Source organism: Aminobacter sp. P4_D5 (assembly GCF_056401815.1).
In genome coordinates this window covers 1-18,121 of record NZ_JBFUIP010000058.1, presented here as the reverse complement: position 1 = coordinate 18,121, position 18,121 = coordinate 1, and the positions used below count along the sequence as shown (strand labels likewise).

Genomic DNA, 18,121 nt, shown 5'->3' with positions numbered 1-18,121 from the left:
CTAGAAAGCGAGGGCGCAGCCGTCCTTGCGAGGATCCGACCCTCCAAGCAGCGTGCCCCGTTCCCAGTCGATCCAGATTGGGCGCCTTGAGCGTGAAACCACGCCGCTCCAACTCGGGACCGACGAGCGTTCGCAGTCGTGCCTCAATCTCGACGACGTTCGTCCCGCGAGCGGAAACAACCGCGGCAGATCGATGGCAGCCTGAAGAACCAAGCCGTCGTCGAACACCTTGGACGGCAAGTGCGCATGGCCCATCGCCTGATAATGACCGCCCATCACCCCGAAGGGTATGATGGCGCGCCCGTCGCGACAGACCATTCCGGGAATGATCGTGTGCATCGGGCGTTTGCGCGGCGCTATAGCATTGGCGTGTCCGGGTTCCAGGACAAAGCTCTGACCGCGATTGTGAAAGAGCACGCCGCTGCGGGATGGAAGATGGAGTTGATGAAGCTGACCGCCGTGCGGTCGCGGTCGATGACTGCGATGAAGACGGTATCCTTGTGCTCGACGCTGTCGAACGAAGGCAGCACGCCCATTGCCCGATCGAGGCGGATCTGTGCCGCAAGTTCGGCTGCCAGTCGTTCGGACAGGAGATAGTCCACAGGAACTTCGGCATGGCCCGGATCGGCAAGGAACTTGTCGCGGGCAGCATAGGCGAGGCGCGTCGCCTCGATCTCGACATGAAGACGATCTACGGAAAGCGGATCACCCTTCCTGTCGAAGCAGGACAGGATGTTCAGGTTCATCAGGGCAACGACGCCCTGCCCGCTCGGCGGGCATTCATAGATGTCATGGCCGCCGAACCGGGTTTTTATCGGCTGGACATAATCGCCTTGGGCATCTGCAAAGTCCGCCTTGGTATGCAGGCACCGCTCCGCGGTAGAACGCTTCGGGTCCGTCGCGCCCGATGGCGACAAGTGTGTCGGCAAGCTCGCGCTGATGCCGCACGCTCCCTGCTTTTGGTGCCTGGTCGCCGTCGAGGAAGATACGCCGCGCGGTCGGATCGGCGCGCAGCAGGTCGGCCTGATTGGTCGTATCGAAGGCGACGGGCGGGGAGACGACGTAACCCTCGGCAGCCAACCGCACCGCCGGCGCAAGCACCTCGGCCAGATCCAGGCGGCCATGGTCGGCAACCAGACGGGACCAGGCCTCGACCGCTCCCGGCAACGTGACAGCGTGCGCGGAGCTGCGTTCGATCTGGGTTATCCCGCGATCGACATACCAGGCGAGGTCCGCAGCCGCTGGCGTCCGTCCCGAACAGGCGATGACGTCGTCGGAGCCGTCGCGGGCGAGCAGGGTGAAGCAATCGCCGCCGATACCGGTTGAGCCGGGCTCCACGACGCATTGCACGGCGCAGGCTGCAGCTGCCGCGTCGACCGCGTTCCCGCCCTGTCGCAGTATATCGACCGCGGCAAGCGTTGCCGCGGGATGCGAGGTCGCAGCCATACCTTCCCGTCCGACACCAAGCGAACGCCCGGGTTGCTCAAAGTCCCTCATCTCTGCTCCATGTGAAATTACGCTCGACGGAATCGGCCGATGCGAGACATCCTACCGGCACGGCCCGTCAGAGATCCGACATTGCCATCTGCGCGTTGGCGCGAACGCCGCCGAGATGGCGACGCAAAGCGTTTCGCGCGCTTTCAGCTTTGCGGTCGACGAGGGACGCCACGATGACTTCATGCTTCTGCTGGTAGAACGTCCATTTTTCCAGGGAGAAACTGCCCTCCTTGAGCCGCATCCAGCTTCGGCTGTCGCGCAGGTCGCTCAGCCGTTGTCCGAGATCGGCAACCATCCCCGCAACGCCAATCCGGCGATTTCCTCTGCATCAGTTCAGGGCACCCATCCTTAATCTTGGGATGCAGTGGAACCGGCTGCTGGACCTGGTCGGGCGCTAGCACCCCACCACTCAGCCATGACCAGTGAGTTGTTGAAGCTCACGCAAAAGGGTTTCCGCCAACCGTTGGCGTGGGCCTTTTTCAAGCATCACCATGATCAGGGAACGATGTTTCTGCGGGGTGCCGAACGGGATGCGCCGCAGTTGATTGCCGCTATAGGGCGCGCAAGCTCGGGTCGGTGTGATCGAGATACCGAGCCCGTGCGCGACAAGCGATTCCACAGCTTCGATCGAATCGATCTCCATCACCGGCTGAACATGGATCTTGCGGTCGAGAAGATGCTGTTCGATCTGCTGTCCCGCCCAGGTTCGCCGGTTGAACCAGATGAAGGGATAAGTACGCAGAACATCTTCGTCCGCAGCTTCCGCCATGGAAAGCGGGACGATGACATTCAAGGGCTCCTGGCAGATCGGGAAGGACGCCAGCCCATCCGGCAGGACGCGCGGCTCCGAAACAACGGCCAGGTCAATATCCCGGTTGCGCACGGCTTGGGCAAGTTCGCCCGAAAGTCCGCTGCGGATGCGTACATGCAGTTTGGGATGGGCGAGTCGAAGCCTGGCAAGTGCGGGCGGGATCAGGTTCACGAGCGCCGATGGAACGACGCCGATTGTCACAGTGCCGACAAGACTGTCGTCGCTGGTTAGGGCACGAATATCATCCGCGATCTTGAGCATCCGCCTCGCATGCTCGACCAGCGCAAGGCCGGTGTCGGTAAGCGTCGGCGGTCTTGTGCGGCGGTCGACGATCYGAAGCTGCAGTTCCTCCTCGAGCGTCTTGACCTGCAAGCTGATGGCCGAATGGCTGAGGCCCAGCGCACTGGCCGCTGCGGTGAAACTGGGTTGTTCGGCGATAGCCACAATGGCCTGAAGAAAGCGAAGGTTCATGGGGTCACAAATAGCGTTAAATTTTCTCACGATAAAATAGATAATATCTCGCTGTTGTCTACGTTTTATTCAATTTATGCCTGCTCCGAACTACGTGGTGACGCGCGCTGGAACAGTGGCCGCGATCGACTGGGCAGGAGGGGAAGCGTGCATATTCAAGGACCGCTCGCAGGCGTTCGCATTCTCGACCTGAGCCGGATTCTCGCCGGTCCGAGTTGCACCCAGCTTCTGGGCGATCTCGGTGCTGACGTCATCAAGATCGAAAAGCCGGGTGCCGGCGACGATACCCGCGCCTGGGGGCCGCCTTTTGTCGAAGACGAGAGCGGCAATGCCACCGGGGAAAGCGCCTATTACCTTTGTGCCAACCGCAACAAGCGCTCGGTTGCACTCGATATCGCTACCGAGGAAGGGGCGGATACCGTCCGCGAACTGCTGGCGCATTGCGACGTCTTAGTGGAAAATTTCAAGGTCGGAGGACTCAAGAAGTACGGGCTTTCGTATGACGACCTGAAAGGCCCATTTCCACGCCTGGTCTATTGTTCGATCACCGGTTTCGGCCAGACCGGCCCGAATGCCGACAAGCCGGGCTATGACCTGCTCGCCCAGGGCTATGGCGGCATTATGAGCCTGACCGGCCCGGCCGACGGCGAGCCGACGAAGGTGGCGGTCGGAATAGCAGACGTCATGACCGGCATGTATGCGGCGACCGCCATTCTGGCCGCCCTGCGCCACAGCGAAATGTCCGGCGAGGGCCAGCATATCGACATCGCCCTGGTCGACACCCAGATCTCGTGGCTGATCAACGAGGGCACCAACTATCTGCTTTCGGRCAAGCTTCCGGTACGCCGGGGCAACCAGCACCCCAACATCGTACCGTATCAGGTTTTCGAAACCAGCGATGGCCATGTCATCGTGGCGGTGGGCAACGACAGCCAGTATCGGCGCTTTTGCGAGCTCATCGAAGCCCCCGAACTTGGACACGACGAGCGTTTCGCAACCAATGCCGCCCGGCTGAAAAACCGCGAGACGCTGATCCCGATGGTCGCGGACAAGCTGCGTCTCCTGGCCAGGGACAGCCTGATTGCCAGCATGGAAGCAAACGGCATTCCCGGTGGACCGATCAATACGCTGCGAGACGTCTTCGACAGCGATCAGGTCACAGCGCGTAACATGAAGATTTCCATGCCTCACCCGCTTGCAGGCAGTGGCGTTGTCGATCTGATCGGCAACCCGATCAAGATGTCGAAGACGCCGGTCACCTATCGTCGCCCGCCGCCGGTTTGCGGGGCGGACACTAAAGCCGTGCTCGACGAATTTTTGAACCAGCCCGCCGATCGCAAGCACCGGCCCGCCGCAAGCTAACCCCAGACGAGGAGACACTCGATGTTTCAGCTCAGCCCCGCCCAAAAGCTGCTTAAGGACCAAGCGCGCGATCTCGCCGAAGGCCATGTGCGCGCGCGCGCGGCGGAAGTCGATCGCACCGAAGAGTATCCTTGGGACAACATCGAGAAGCTGACGAAGGCCGGTTTCATGGGCATGACGATCCCGAAGGAATATGGCGGTCGAGGGCTGACCTATCTGGATGCTGTCCTGGTGATCGAGCAGATGGCCCGGACCTGCGGGGTCACCGGACGCATCGTGGTCGAGGCCAACATGGGCGGCATCGGCGCGATCATGGCCTACGGTACTGACGACCAAAAGAAGCAGGTCGCGCCTTACGTTCTTGCGGGCGACAAACCGGCAATCTGCATCACCGAGCCAGGGGCAGGCAGTGCGGCAACAGAGATGACTACGACAGCGGTCAAGAAAGGCGACCGCTACATCCTCAACGGCGAAAAGCACTGGATCACCGGAGGCGGCGTCTCCAAGGTGCACCTGATCTTTGCCCGCGTTATCGAAAACGGCGAGGAACAGGGCATTGGCGGGTTCATCGCCATTCGTGGAGAATCGCAAGGCTTGCGGGTTGGCAAGCGCGAGCCGGCCATGGGCCTGCGCGGCATTCCCGAGACCCATCTGCATTTCGAGGATCTCGAGTTGCCCGAAGCCATGGTCGTGCGTCCGCCTCATGGCTTCCGCCGTGGCTTCGCCGCCTTGATGAGCGCTTACAACGCCCAGCGCGTCGGTGCTGCGACCGTGGCCCACGGGATCGCCCAAGGTGCCTTCGAGATCGCCCGCGACTACGCCAAGGCGCGCGAGCAATTCGGTCGACCGATTGCCGAGTTCCAGGGGCTGCAGTGGATGCTTGCGGATATGTCGATCGGCCTCGCCGCCTCGCAGGCGCTTATCTACAAGGCGGCGATAAATGCCGGGACGGGCTTTCCCAGCATGCAGGAAGCTGCCCAGGCCAAGATCCTTGCATCCGAGACGGCGATCAAGGTTGCCAACGATGCGCTGCAGATCCATGGCGCGATGGGTTATTCGCGCAATTTGCCCATGGAACGCATGGCTCGTGATGCGCGCATGTTCACGATAGGCGGCGGCACGGCGCAGATGCTGCGCAATCAGGTCGCCTCGGCAGTTCTCGAAATGAAGCTGCCGCAGTCGCGCGACGGTTATCGCGACCTTGCGGAAAAGGCGTGAAAGCCGATCCGGCTGGCCTGAACAACCCCCACAGAACAAGGAAGGCAAGACCCATGGAGCCCAGCCTCGATCCTGGAGCCTATTTCGGGGGAGCCGGACGGCAATGACGACTTTGGTCTGGCCGCGTTTTCTGACGCCCTAGGGCGCGCGCGAAATCATGCCCGGCATGGTGCTTTGCCTGACGGTCGCAATGGCAGCGACCTTTCTGAGCACTCACTATGGCGCGCCCGTCATGCTGTTCGCCTTGTCGTTGGGAATGGCGTTCAACTTCATTGATCCGGCTGGAAAGTTCATTCCCGGTGTGGCCTTGGCTTCCCGGCCGGTTCTGCGGATCGGTGTGGCGCTGCTTGGAGCTTGCATCACGCTTTCGGATATGCTGGCGCTCGGACCACTCCCGATCTTTCTGGCGATCGGGGGTCTGGCGACAACCATCCTGCTGGGCCTCGGCCTCGGCCGTTTTTTTCGGCCGCCCGGCCGCCTTCGGCATTCTGACCGGCGGTGCGGTCGGCATTTGCGGCGCTGGCGCTGACATCCGTCCTGCGCAAGGGAGAACGCGGCATATCCGAACGCGACACGATTTTCACTGTTGTCGCCGTGACCGCGTTGAGTACGGTCGCCATGATCGCCTATCCTGTCCTGGCTTCATTCTTTGGCTTCGATGACAGGMTGTCCGGCATCTTCATCGGGGCGACCGTACACGATGTCGCCCAGGTGGTCGGCGCCGGCTACTCGATCTCGCAGGAGGCCGGCGACACGGCAACCATCGTCAAGCTGTTGCGCGTCGCCATGCTGGTGCCCGTGGTCGCCAGCATCACCCTTCTCATGTCCCGTTCGGGACCGGGTACGCGCGCCAGATTTCCGCTTTTCCTGATCGGCTTCGTATTGCTGGTGATCATCAACAGTGTCGGCCTGATTCCAGCGCAGGCTTCAACAGCCCTGGCCGATGCGTCGCGATGGGCGTTGGTGATAGCCATAACCGGGCTCGGCATGAAAACTTCGCTGAAGAATTTCTTCGAGGTCGGCCCCCGGGCGATGGCGATCATTGTGGCGGAAACCGTGTGGATCGCAACCTTCGCCGCAATCGTCCTTTCCACCCTCGCCTGACAACAAGTCCAGTCCATTCACAACTGCTGCCCCTGCGGCCGATTCCGAAAGTCCCAGCTCAGCCGAGCATTCGACCGAAGATCGAAAAGACAGCCTGCGACACACGGCTCTCGACACTCATCTCGGGATGCCATTGCACGGCGAAGATCGGGTAGTCGTTAGCCGCGACCGCTTCCACGACACCATCCGGTGCCAGGGCCTCGATGCGAAGGCCTTCTCCAAGCGTCGCAATGCCCTGGTAGTGGATGGAATTGATCTCCACGACTCCGGTTCCGAGCTCCCGGTGAAGCAGGCCGTCCGGCGCGACATCCAGCGAATGGCTCCAGGAAAACTGGCCCGGGCCATCGGTGTCGATCGGGGCGTGATGGAGCAACATCCGGTCCTCGGCACCAAGCCCGTCTTGCAGCGTGCCGCCCAGGGCGACATTGATCTCCTGCAGGCCTCGGCAAATCCCCAGCACGGGAAGCCGGCGGGCCTTGGCCTCCAGGATGAGATCGAGGGCAACGTGATCGCGTGAAGGGTCGAACGGGCCGGCGCCGGCGCTTGCGCCATACCGTGCCGGCTCGATGTTCGACGGACTGCCGGTAAGGATGATACCATCGAGCTTCGCCAGGACAGACACTGCCCGAGCCGCTGTGGGGATGGGCGGAATCACAAGAATGTCGGCGTCGAGCTGCTCCGAGATTCTGCTCACATAGCGGCTAGGCAGATACACGCCCGGCTCGCCCCGGAAATCGCATGAACAGGACATGACGCCGATGCAAGTTCGCATGGTGAAATCCTCCTTTGGAGTGTGGACGATGCCAACGACCGATGTGGCCGGTTCCGCCGGCTAGGCGGCTGGTCAGTGCGTAGCGGCTTCCGAACCGCGCTTGCGGAAGAAGTCTGTCAGCGGGCTTTCGGGCTTCATTAGGCTGCGCTCGGCAATCAGACCTTCAACCATCGCCCGGTCACCGGAGCGGATCGCGGCTTCCATCAATGTCAGGTTGATGACGTCGCGCTGCGCGATCGAGCCTCCGAACAGATGCGCCGAATGCCGCGCCTTGGAGATGAGTGTTTTGGCAGTCGCATAGTCCTGCCGACCGAAAGCGTGAAACCCCTTCACGATCGAAAGCCCTGCGGTGCGGATGACGATGGAACTGGTACTTGGCCCTTCGGCATTGGCCTCCATGGCGGCAATCAGCGCCTGCGCTTCGGCCTCGAGGCCTGTCGCGGCAAAAGCCATCATCGCGTGCATGTCGTTGAAAGCGATATAGGCCTGGTCGATTACTTCGGTGTAGCGTTCGGCCACGGGGGTCCAGCGGTCGCCACAATCCACTCCGTCCATCGCCAGCCGCCACAGCATCGCGGCGCTGTCATGCATATCCATCAGCGCCGAATCCCTGGTGACCGTCATGTAGCGGTCGTGGATCGCCAGCGCCTTGTCGAAATCGCAGTTCTCCAGGTGATAGAGATTGAGGTGCCAGCGGTTGTGGATCGAAAGATAGTTCTCGCCCGCCCAGTTCTCCTCGCAGCGCTCCATGAATGAGATGCCAAGCTCGGTCTTGCCCTGCATCTCGTAGCAGTGCGCCAACCCGTGCACGCCCCATGTATCCAACGGATTCAGTGCGACGCAGCGCAAGGCCATCTCTTCGGCCTGGGGATAATGGCCCGATTCCTCAAGCCCGAAAGCCAGCATTCCAAGGATGTAGGAGTATTCCGGGTCGGCCTCGCTCCAATGACGCATGATCCGCGCGGGGCGGTCGCGTGTGGAACTCGCAGTGCCCAGCAGGAAATCGGTCTGGTGGCCGAACTGCAGCGCGCACAGGTCGCGCGGGCAGTCGAGCAGAATGTTGGCATAGGCCTGCGAGGCGGCATAGAAATCGCCGGAAAGCCAAAGCTTGATCGCCTTGATATGACCAAGCTCGCGCTCGTTGGCTTGCGGCGCGAGACGCTCGAGCACCGCAAATTCACGCGCAAGAGCTGCCTGGTAACGCTTGTCTGAGGCGGTGAGAAGCAGCCCCGCCTGGAAGCAGCGTCCCATGATGAAATCAGGGTCCTCCGCCAGCACCGCCGCGATCATCGCGCCGGGATCGGGCGCATAGCCCAGCATTCGCACCGCCGCAGCATGAAAGGCGTCAACCGATGCCCTGTTGCCATGCGACACGGCTGCGCCAAAACCGTCGATCAGACCCATCGTTCAACTCCTCGGCCCGGGCCAGCAGATGCGCCAAGGCATTTCCAGTTTGATCGCTTCGGCCCACCCCGCTCCAAGTGCCCGCGAGGGTTCGATTGGGCTGTCTGCGCAGGCCAGAACCTGCGCAGGGTCTTGTCAGAGGTTGCCCATGTAGCGGTCGCGTTCGACCGGTGTGACTTGCCGATAGACGAAGTCTCGCTCACGCTCGGCCTGCTGGATCAGGATCGCCATACCGTCGCCCATCACCCTGTGCATGAAGGCCGAAGCCTTGGCCAATTCGATCGCCTTGTCGATGGTGGTGGGCACCGGATCGGCATCGGTCCGCTTCGAGGCGTCGCCTGTGGTCGGCTCGCCCTTGGGCGACAGGCCCTGCTCGATGCCATCGAGGCCAGCGGCCAGCTCGCAGGCGAGCAGGTAGTAGGGGTTGCAGTCGGCCGCCCCGTCCCGCTTTTCGATCCGCACCGCACTGTCCTTGCCCTCGATGATCCGCAACGCCACGGTTCTGTTGTCGAAGCCCCAGGCGGTGTTGATCGGGCAGAACAAGCCCGGTACGCGGCGGCGATAGGCGTTGGGCGTCGTTGAGACAGCCAAGGACATCTCGGCCATCCGCGCTTGCATTCCCGCGAGAAACGACAGGCCCAGCTTGTTGATGGTGCCGTCGTTGGCGAAGGCGTTCTTGCCGTCTTTCCACAACGAATAATGGGTATGGAAGCCAGATCCCGATTGGTCGATGAAGGGCTTGGCCATGAAGGTGGCCAGATATCCTGCGCGCCGCGCAATGTCTTTGATCATGTTGCGGAACAGGATCACCCGGTCGGCCCCGATGAGCGCCTCGTCATAGCGGATGTTCACTTCGACCTGTCCGGCCGCATATTCGGGGTTTGATTGTTCGATCGGAATGCCGATGGCCGTCAAATGATTGCGGATCGGGCCAAGGACGTGTTCCAGCTCGGCCGAACGATTGATGCCGTAGACCTGATTGTCTTTTACTTTCGGCAATTTGGTTTCCGGGTCGACCAGGTAGAATTCAAGCTCGGTGCCGACCAGCACGTCAAAGCCCATAGCCTTGGCGCGCTCGACCTGGCGCTTGAGCACATTGCGCGGGTCGACCGGAACCGGCTTGTGATCCATGCCTTCGGTATAGGCGAGGCAGATCGCCACGCCTTCTTCCCAGGGGCAGGCGACCGGGGCGGCCAGCGGAAACATGTGAATGTCCGGATAGCCGTTGTCGAAGCCGCAGAACGGCGTTTCCCAGATGTCGCAGGTCATGTCCATCGCAAACATCGCGCCGATGATCGCGATGCCGTTCTCGCAGGCTGCCGGCCAATGCGCCGCCGGAATGCGCTTGCCGCGCATGATGCCGTTCATGTCGCCGAATCCGAACGACACGGTATGAGTGCCCGGGGGCAGGTCGAAGACGGGCTTGCTGTGATTGCTTGCTTGATTGCTCATCGCTGCTTCATTGGCGACCTGCCGGCCGCCGCTCCCTAATTTTCTGGTTGCTGCGGCCGCCGGAGGTCGAGGCTCCGGCGGCGTGGTCCTTTGACGTCAATTGAATACGCGGCCAAGATTCGCGTATGTCTGGGGTCGGGCGGTCCTCAGCCAGCGGGCAAACAGGATGCCAATCACGCCGATCCCGGCGATGATGATCGGATAGGCCTGGACGAAGATCGATTCCGAGCCACTGACCAGCGCGAGATGGCTGGCCATGAGGTAGAGGCAAGACGCCAGGGCGATCGTCGATAGCGCCGGGGCGACTTGCCGCCGCCAGGCATTCACGCCGCGATGATCCTTGCTGAAAAACGCGATCACCGAAACTGAGACCACACACTGGATCATCAAGATGCCAATAGCCGTGAAGGCCGAGCACAGGCCGACAATCACTTCCGGCTTCAGCCCGGCCAGGGCGAACCCCAGTACGATCGCAGCCACCATGATCATTTGCACGATGCCGGCGGCCTGTGGCGACTGATGTTCGGCATGGGTCGCGGCCATCTTGGCGTTCAAAAGCCCTTCACGCGCGATCACGAAGAAATAGCGGTTGATCGTATTGTGGAAAGACAGGACGCAGGCAAAGAGGCTGGTGATCATCAAGACTTGCAGCACCACACCGGAAAAGCTGCCGAGATGCTTTTCCATCGAGACCTGATAAAGCCCGGTGAAATTTGCCTCTGCCGCCGCAACGATGTTCGCAGGCCCGTAATCAAGCGCGATGGCCCAAGTCGAAAACGCGTAGAAGACCGCGATGATGGCGACAGCCAGATAGGTCGCGATGGGGATGGTCTTGCGCGGTTCGCGAGCCTCCTCGCCGAAGATCGTGGTGGCCTCGAAGCCGATGAACGCCGAGACGATGAACACCAACGCAAGGCTCAGGTTACCTGAGTTCACCGCACTGAACCCGAACGGCGCCAGAGTGATGCCCTCCGGACCCCCGCCGTTGACCAGAATGGCGATGCCAAGCAGGGACAAGACCAGCACCTCGGCGATCATGAACACGCCCAGCACGCGGCCCGAAAACTCGATCTTGCGCATGCCGCAGAGATAGACCCCTACGTTGAGCATGAGGCAATAGACCCACCAGGGAATGTCGAGCCCGGTGTACTGCGAGACGATTGCATTTGAGAAGATGCCGAACAGCGTCATCGCCATGAGCTGGACCGCGATGTAGGACGCGATTGAGATCAGCGCGCCGCCCACGCCCATGGGCTTGCCGAGACCTTTGGCGATGTAGGGGTAAAAGGACACCGCCCCGCCGATATGGGCGCTCATCGTGGTGAACCCGACGCTGAACAGCAGATACATCGCGCCCACCAGAATGAAGGTCAGCGGAACACCCGTGCCATTTCCGGCAGCGAAAGCATAAGGCGAAACGCCCACCACCACCGCCAGTGGCGCGGCGGCTGCGACGACGAAAAAGACGATGTGCCAGACGCCCATGGCATCTTTGCGCAGCTGCCCGCTGCCCGCCTCCAGAATAGACATGAACTTCCCTCCCTTATGGTTTCATTCGCCTCTTCCGCCGCGTCCCTCCAGACACGACGAAGGCATAGTTACGTGCTGGCTCTTGCTCCAGCGCGCATCAGACCTCCAGCACCAGATCGGACGTCGGTTGTGCGCAGCAGAGCAGCACATACCCCTCGCCGGGTCGCTCGAACGGCTCGACCGGATAGTGGAAATCGCCCCTCAACACGCGCGTCTTGCAGCTTTCGCAGCTACCGGCGCGGCAGGAATAATCGGGATAGAGGCCCTGCTCCTCGGCAAAATCCAGAAGCGAGGGGGCATCACCGGACCAGCGCGCCGAAATCCCGGACTTGGTGAACGTGACGCGTGGGCCGTCGCTCTTGCTGATGCTTGGGGCATGGCGCGGGGTGAAGTCGGAAGAGGGCCCAAAAAGCTCGTAGCGAATATCTTCGGCCCTAACGCCCAGGTCCAGCGCCATGTCATAAGCGCGTTGCATGAAGGCGCCCGGCCCACAGAGATAAACCTCACAACCGGCCCCGGGCAGAAGCGCTGCCAGTCGATCACGGTTTAGGTCGCCCGTGCTGTCGCAACCGGCACAATCGGAGGTGCCGTGCTTGTAGCAAATATGCACGCTCATATTCGCCGCCTGCGCCGCCAGCGCGCGGATCTCCAGTCCAAATACATGATGCGCGCCATCGCGGCAGACATGCACAAAGGCCACACGCCGACCCGAGCCTGCCAATTCCTTGGCCAGCAGCATCATCGGCGTGATGCCCACCCCGCAACTGAACAGGAGTACCGGCTTCTCAGAGCCTTCGCGCAAGCGAAACTCGCCGCGCGGCGCCGAAGCGCGCAGGACATCGCCCGGCTTCACCTCATCGAGCAGCCAGCTTGAGACATATCCGGGCGGGAGAGTGGGCTGCCCCTTGGGTGCGCGCTCGCGCTTGACCGTCAGCCGGAGCGCTCCGTCGGAAAGCCCGGAAACGGAGTACTCTCGCCGCAACGCATAGCTACCATCGCCAACAAGCGCCTCGACGATCAGATGCTCGCCACCGCGCGCTGTCACGGCGCCCTCGGGACGCAGCCAGAAAGACGAGATGTCAACGGCTTCTTCCTGCCGCGACAGGACAGTGTAGGCGTGAAACTTGCCGGTCATGCCGAAAGCCGCACATGCAGGTGCTCGACGCCGTTGACGAAGTTCGTCTGCACATATTCCGGTTCGCCCACAATCTCAATCTTCAGATTGCGGTCGAGGATTTCGTTGACAAGCTCGATCAGTTCCAGTCGCGCCAGTCCCGCCCCCAGGCAAGTATGCACGCCACCGCCGCCGAACCCGGCATGAATGGGCAGCTTGGGCCGCGTCACATCAAAACGAAGCGCATCGGAGAAGCGTGTCTCGTCGAAATTGGCCGAGGCATACCACATCACCACCTTGTCGCCGCGTTTGATCGGCGTGCCTGACAGTTCAGTATCGCGGGTGGCGGTGCGGCGGAAGTATAGGATGGGCGAAGAATAGCGCACGACCTCCTCGACCGCATTTGACACGAGGTCGCGATTGTGGCGCAGCACCTCGAACTGATCGGGATGCCTAGCGATCAGCAATGCCAGATGCGACATAGCCGTGCGCGTCGTCTCGTTGCCGGCAAAGATCAGCAGTCGGAAGAAATTGGTGTACTCGTTGTCGGTCAGCCGCTCGCCGTCGATCTCGGTCGAGACCAACTGCGAAACCAGGTCGTCCTGAGGCGCGGCGCGGCGCTCCTCACCCAGTTTGCGGGCATATTCGCTCAGCGCGTGGGCGGCCGGGCTGTTGAAGGGCAAAAGCCGCAGCGGCGTGGTGTTGCCATAGGCATGCGGATCCAGCGGTTCGGCCGATGTGCCGGCGACCAGATGGTCCGTCAATTCGATCATCAGGTCTCGGTCGGCCTCGGGCACGCCAAGCATGTCGCAGATGATGCCGATCGGGATCGGTTTCGACAGCCCCCCGACCCAGTCACCGCCGCCTTGCGCCTGCATGGCGCCCAACAGGTCGGCCGCCCGCTTGCGCACCGTGGGGATGTAGCGCTGAATCGCACGGGGAATGAAACCGGGGTTCACGAGCCGCCGGAGGCGGCTATGCATCGGTGGATCCATGTCGATCATCGAGGCTCGCGCCTCCAGGGCGTCGTCGTCGATCGAATAGATCTGGATGTGACCCACCGCCGAGCTGAACAGCTCGGTATCGCGCGACACTGCAACAACATCGTCAAACCGGCCGACCGACCAGAAACCATCCGTTTCCGAGCCATCAATCGGATTCCACGCCAGCCCCTTCATGGCACGCAATTGCGCGAAAGCTGCCTGGGGAATGCCGGCATCGAACTGCGCCGGATTGGACAAGTCCCAAGCAAGTGTTTGCCGGTGCTGCATGATTCCTCCCTGTGCCGCAGCCGTCCAATTCCTCCCTGGCGGCCACATTTCCATTGCTTAGCAGCACTGAATTCAGTATTCAATACCTCGTTGCGGAGAGGGCGGGGGAACTTTTGGTCCAGAAAACGAGCTGTCGAGAAGAGACTTTCATGCCCACATTCAAGCGCGGCATCGACCTGCCGTGCTATGTCGAAGCAGGCTTCGGCAGCCCTGTGGTGTTCCTGCACAGCATGGCTGGATCGGCGGATTCCTGGCGGCCGCAGATCGAGACCTTGCGCGGGACGCATCGCTGCATCGCCTGGGACATGCCCGGTTACGGCGGCTCGGCAGCGATCTCCGAAACCACTCCGATGACCGAGATGGCCGACCTTCTTGCCCAGTTCCTGCGCGAGAAGCTGCAGGTCGAGCGAACGCACCTTGTGGGGCTGTCGGTGGGTGGAATGATCCTGCAGTCGTTCGGCGCGCGCCACCCGAACATGGCTGCGAGCCTGACAATCATGGACAGTTCGCCAAAATTCGCGTTTGGCTCGTCCATCCAGCCCGAAGAGTTCATCGAACCGATCCTCGCGCAGCTCGCCAGCGGCATCGCAGTGCACGAGTTCGCCGATGGAATGGTTCGCGCCATCATGGCGCCCGACACGCCCGAGGCGATCCGCGCTGCGGGCGTCGGAGCTATGGCGCGCGCCCGTCCCGAAGGGCTTGCCTTGTGCACCCGGCTTATCGGCGGGCATGACGGGCTGGCAGACCTGCCGCGCATCTCAACGCCCACATTGGTACTGGTCGGCGAGAAGGACGGGGAAACGCCACCTTCCTATTCGGCCGAGATCGCCGCGCGCATCGGTAGTGCCGAGATGCTGGTGATCCCCGGTGCGGGGCATCTGTCGAATGTCGAAAACGCACCTGCCGTCAACACCGCCCTCACAGCATTCCTGAGTCGCCACCGCTGAGCCTTTCAGCCAAGGGATTTTCAATGAAAGCCGCAGTCCTGCGCACCTTCGGCGCACCGCTCGAGATCGAGACCGTCAGTCACGCCAATCCCGGTTTCAGGGAGGTTCTGGTGGAGGTCGCAGCCACGGGGCTTTGCCACACCGACCTGCATTTCATGCAAGGCCATTTGCCAGTGCCGGTGCCGGCGATCCTTGGCCATGAGACGGCCGGCGTCGTGTTGGCCGTGGGCGCGGGGGTCTCTGCCTTCGCGCGAGGCGACCATGTTGTCGGCTGCCTCTCGGCCTTTTGCGGCGGCTGCGAATTCTGCCTCTCGGGCCGACCCTCGATCTGCGAGGATGGCGATCATCTGGTGCGGACGAAGGAAGAGCCCTCGCGCCTGTCATCAGTTGGCCAAGCTGTCACCCAGTTCATGAATCTCTCGGCCTTTGCCGAGCGAATCCTCGTGCACGAAAACGCCATCGTGAAGATCGACAAGGCTATGCCGCTTGACCGCGCTGCGCTGATTGGTTGTGGCGTGACCACCGGCTTTGGCGCGGTGGTGCATACGGCAAAGGTTCAGGCCGGTCAGTCCGTAGCGGTGGTTGGCTGCGGAGCGGTCGGGCTGTCGATTCTGCAAAGCGCGCGCATTGCCGGTGCGATGGATGTGATCGCCATCGACATCAATGACGACCGGCTGGAAACCGCCCTCCGTTTCGGCGCAACCGCCTCGATCAACCCCACCGGGCGCGATGTGGTGGCTGAGGTGCGGGCGCTTACCGACAACAAGGGTGTGCATGTGGCCTATGAGGCTGTCGGAACGCCGAAGCTAGTGGAGCAATCCTTCCTCATGACCCGCAAGGGCGGCACGACAGTAATGGTCGGCCTAATGGGCGACGGCGCGCGGATAGACCTGCCTTTCGCCCACTTCATCGCCGAACGCCGTGTGATGGGCTGCGACATGGGTTCCAACCAGTTTCGCACCGACGTGCCGCGGCTGGTGCGGCTTTACCTCGACGGGCGGCTCAACCTGGACGATATGATCACCGCGCGCATCCCGCTTGCCGGCATCAACGAAGGGTTCGAGGCCATGAAGCGCGGTAACGGCATCCGCACTGTCATCGATTTCCACGGCTGACGACTTGCCGCACAGAAATCTTGCCCGCATATGGCAATAGTGCAAACCTAAAGGTGGGCGGAGCACTTCGTTGTCCAATTCAAGAAAGGGCCTTCGTTGGCAGAGTTTAAGCCAATTATCGTGCACAACCAGCGGCTCGCAGACGAGGTCCACCGCCAAATCCTGATGGCGATAACTGGCGGGATCATTGCGCCCTCCGATAGGATCGTTCAAGAGAAGCTCGCCGCCGAGTTCCAGATTAGTCGCACCCCGGTGCGTGAGGCGCTGTTGCGCCTGGAACAAGAGGGTGTGCTGGTAACTGCTGGTCGCGGCGGTTTTGCGCTACGGTTGATTTCCGATGAGGATGCGCGCGAGATCTATTCCGCTCGCCAGTCGATCGAAGGCTACAGCGCGCGTCTCTTGGCCGAGGCCAAGGATGAGGCTGCCTTTGAAAGGATTGCCGAGGTGATCCGGATAGAAGAGGCGCGCCAAGTCACCACCGCTGCCGAATATTATGAGGCCAACAAGGCCATTCACCGAACCTTTGTCATGCAAACCGGAAACCGCTACCTGCTAGAGATGTTCGACCTGATGTGGAACCGAAGCATCTCTTTCCATGTGTTCGCCTCGACCATGAGTGGCAGCGCCTTGGCGGAGTCGCTTCGTGCGCATCTTGACCTGCTGGATGCTGTCCACAGCGGCAACGGCGACGTGGCGGCCCGGGCAATGCGCGAGCATATTGCCCAGGGACTCGACCTGCAGCTGAACGCGATGAGCGCAACGGGAAGACGCGACGGCAGGGATAAAGCAGCGAATCCTCCGACACCTGGCGTGGCGGATCATTCCATGTCGTCAAGCTCTTCGTGAATGTCGGCGATGATGTCCGAGCGCTGCTAGGCGGTGTCGCCCGCATGCGCGGCATAAGCTATCGCCAGCAGACGCCGTGGACTAGGTGCGTGGTCCCGGAATAAGATGGCGCGGGTGGATCTTGAAGACAGACGGTCCTGGTCCAAGCGTCGCAGATAGCCTTGTAGGACGTTCGCGACCGAACGACAACCGCGCCGCCGCATCCACACCGTGCACTTGAAAGACTGACTTCGCGATCCAGTCCAATCGTCGCAACGCCCGCCATGCCAAGGCTGCGCTCGATACGGCGGCGAACAAGACGGATGCGAACGACGCCGATGGTTTGGCGCAACTCGCGGAGGTCAGTTTCCTTCGCGAGGTGCGGGTAAGAGGATTTGACAGCACGCTGGTCGCGACGCGAACCCAGCTGGTTCGGATCAGCACCGAGCTTTCCAACCAGACCCGCGGCGTCATGAAAACCTTCGGTCTCGTCGTTCCGATCTGAAAGGGAAGCACCTTCGAGAAGAACGTCCGACGCCTTCTAGTCGATCAGGATGGGCTTGCATCCATCGTATTGCCGATGCTGGAAGCCTGGCGCAGTATTCGCATCCGCGCCGCCGAACTCGGCCGTCAGCTCGTCCGAGAGGCGCGCCAGAGCCAGGTCGCCGTATCCTCATGTCGATCCCGGCGTCGGAGCGATCACCGCCACCTCCTTCCCTGCAGCTATTGAGGACCTGGACAACGTCAGGAAGTCCCGATCCGTTGGTGCTTGGGTCGGCCTGACCGCTCGGCGCTACCAATCCGGGGAAGTCGACTATGACGGCCATATATCCCGGCGCGGCGACCGCCATTTGCGGAGCCTACTCTACGAGGCGGCGTCAGTCATTCTGACGCACAGCTCAACCGGCAGCAACCTGCGCACATGGGGTCTCATGCTCTGGGAGAGGATTGGCTTCAAACAGGCCGCCGTGGCTGTGGCGCGCAAACTGGCGGTGATCATGCATGCGATGCTCAAGACAGGTGAGTTCTTCGATCCAAATGCAGGAGCCGCGGCGTGAGATCTTACGGATAGCGTTCAGCATCTGAACGCCTGAAACGTCCCTGTCGGGAAGTGAGCCTAGCCATTTCCGCTGATGCGGTTGCACCGCTGTCTCAGCAAAGTGCGTCGTCCGCATTGAAGGCTCGTCCCGCGAAGCTCCATCATGCGGCGATCTCTTTCGACCGCGAA

Annotated in this window: 15 protein-coding genes and 3 pseudogenes; 8 read left to right on the top strand and 10 right to left on the bottom strand. The window is 61.7% G+C overall.

Translation table 11 applies throughout. The features are described 5' to 3' along the window. From AC1DWF_RS14715 to AC1DWF_RS14700, 4 genes and pseudogenes are all read right to left on the bottom strand, one after another. A pseudogene (locus tag AC1DWF_RS14715) lies at positions 1-1,497 on the bottom strand (gamma-glutamyltransferase family protein). 67 nt (positions 1,498-1,564) lie between these two features. Next, entirely contained in the window at positions 1,565-1,792 is a 228-nt protein-coding gene (locus AC1DWF_RS14710; protein WP_476783541.1) for a hypothetical protein, read from the bottom strand. 114 nt (positions 1,793-1,906) lie between these two features. Beyond that, positions 1,907-2,569: a LysR substrate-binding domain-containing protein gene (locus tag AC1DWF_RS14705; protein WP_476841799.1), complete on the bottom strand. Its 663-nt coding sequence runs from the start codon at positions 2,567-2,569 to the stop codon at positions 1,907-1,909. Between the two features lie 87 nt (positions 2,570-2,656). After that, positions 2,657-2,779: pseudogene (locus AC1DWF_RS14700) on the bottom strand (LysR family transcriptional regulator); the annotation flags it as partial. A 147-nt stretch (positions 2,780-2,926) separates the two neighbouring features. Here AC1DWF_RS14700 and AC1DWF_RS14695 point away from each other — a divergent pair. The 4 genes from AC1DWF_RS14695 (at position 2,927) to AC1DWF_RS14680 (ending at position 6,463) form a co-directional block, all read left to right on the top strand. After that, complete coding sequence (locus AC1DWF_RS14695) at positions 2,927-4,141, top strand: CaiB/BaiF CoA transferase family protein (RefSeq protein WP_476841795.1); 1,215 nt, start codon at positions 2,927-2,929, stop codon at positions 4,139-4,141. A gap of 21 nt (positions 4,142-4,162) precedes the next feature. Next, positions 4,163-5,359, top strand: a complete 1,197-nt coding sequence (gene acdA, locus AC1DWF_RS14690) for a 3-sulfinopropanoyl-CoA desulfinase (RefSeq protein ID WP_476783544.1) — start codon at positions 4,163-4,165, stop codon at positions 5,357-5,359. 157 nt (positions 5,360-5,516) lie between these two features. Continuing rightward, the gene (locus AC1DWF_RS14685; protein WP_476783545.1) at positions 5,517-5,888 is read left to right on the top strand and encodes a putative sulfate exporter family transporter; all 372 of its coding nucleotides are present in this window, start codon (positions 5,517-5,519) and stop codon (positions 5,886-5,888) included. Continuing rightward, positions 5,858-6,463: a YeiH family protein gene (locus tag AC1DWF_RS14680; RefSeq protein WP_476841794.1), complete on the top strand. Its 606-nt coding sequence runs from the start codon at positions 5,858-5,860 to the stop codon at positions 6,461-6,463. The genes AC1DWF_RS14685 and AC1DWF_RS14680 overlap by 31 nt, the downstream gene beginning before the upstream one ends. Before the next feature lie 58 nt (positions 6,464-6,521). Here AC1DWF_RS14680 and AC1DWF_RS14675 read toward each other — a convergent pair whose 3' ends face one another. The 6 genes from AC1DWF_RS14675 to AC1DWF_RS14650 all read right to left on the bottom strand — a co-directional run bounded on the left by AC1DWF_RS14675 (position 6,522) and on the right by AC1DWF_RS14650 (position 14,006). Next, on the bottom strand, positions 6,522-7,214 hold the full coding sequence (locus AC1DWF_RS14675; RefSeq protein WP_476841798.1) for a gamma-glutamyl-gamma-aminobutyrate hydrolase family protein: 693 nt from the start codon (positions 7,212-7,214) through the stop codon (positions 6,522-6,524). A 93-nt stretch (positions 7,215-7,307) separates the two neighbouring features. Continuing rightward, the gene (locus AC1DWF_RS14670) at positions 7,308-8,639 is read right to left on the bottom strand and encodes a tetratricopeptide repeat protein (protein WP_476783548.1); all 1,332 of its coding nucleotides are present in this window, start codon (positions 8,637-8,639) and stop codon (positions 7,308-7,310) included. A gap of 135 nt (positions 8,640-8,774) precedes the next feature. Beyond that, the gene (locus tag AC1DWF_RS14665; RefSeq protein WP_476789262.1) at positions 8,775-10,091 is read right to left on the bottom strand and encodes a glutamine synthetase family protein; all 1,317 of its coding nucleotides are present in this window, start codon (positions 10,089-10,091) and stop codon (positions 8,775-8,777) included. Positions 10,092-10,187: 96 nt separating this feature from the next. Further along, entirely contained in the window at positions 10,188-11,621 is a 1,434-nt protein-coding gene (locus AC1DWF_RS14660; RefSeq protein WP_476789263.1) for an APC family permease, read from the bottom strand. Between the two features lie 97 nt (positions 11,622-11,718). Further along, the gene (locus AC1DWF_RS14655; protein WP_476786792.1) at positions 11,719-12,756 is read right to left on the bottom strand and encodes a 2Fe-2S iron-sulfur cluster-binding protein; all 1,038 of its coding nucleotides are present in this window, start codon (positions 12,754-12,756) and stop codon (positions 11,719-11,721) included. After that, positions 12,753-14,006 carry a cytochrome P450 gene (locus AC1DWF_RS14650; protein ID WP_476789264.1) on the bottom strand — a complete coding sequence of 418 codons (1,254 nt, stop codon included), beginning with the start codon at positions 14,004-14,006 and terminating at the stop codon, positions 12,753-12,755. Before AC1DWF_RS14650 ends, AC1DWF_RS14655 begins: the two co-directional genes overlap by 4 nt. 149 nt (positions 14,007-14,155) lie before the next feature. Between AC1DWF_RS14650 and AC1DWF_RS14645 the strand changes: the two genes are divergently transcribed. The 4 genes and pseudogenes from AC1DWF_RS14645 to AC1DWF_RS14630 form a co-directional block, all read left to right on the top strand. Beyond that, positions 14,156-14,953: an alpha/beta fold hydrolase gene (locus AC1DWF_RS14645; protein ID WP_476789265.1), complete on the top strand. Its 798-nt coding sequence runs from the start codon at positions 14,156-14,158 to the stop codon at positions 14,951-14,953. A gap of 23 nt (positions 14,954-14,976) precedes the next feature. Next, positions 14,977-16,068, top strand: a complete 1,092-nt coding sequence (locus AC1DWF_RS14640) for a Zn-dependent alcohol dehydrogenase (RefSeq protein ID WP_476786393.1) — start codon at positions 14,977-14,979, stop codon at positions 16,066-16,068. Positions 16,069-16,164: 96 nt separating this feature from the next. Beyond that, positions 16,165-16,914 carry a GntR family transcriptional regulator gene (locus AC1DWF_RS14635; protein ID WP_476786394.1) on the top strand — a complete coding sequence of 250 codons (750 nt, stop codon included), beginning with the start codon at positions 16,165-16,167 and terminating at the stop codon, positions 16,912-16,914. Between the two features lie 253 nt (positions 16,915-17,167). Then, positions 17,168-17,951, top strand: a pseudogene (locus AC1DWF_RS14630) (IS110 family RNA-guided transposase); the annotation flags it as partial. Positions 17,952-18,121 lie beyond the last annotated feature (170 nt).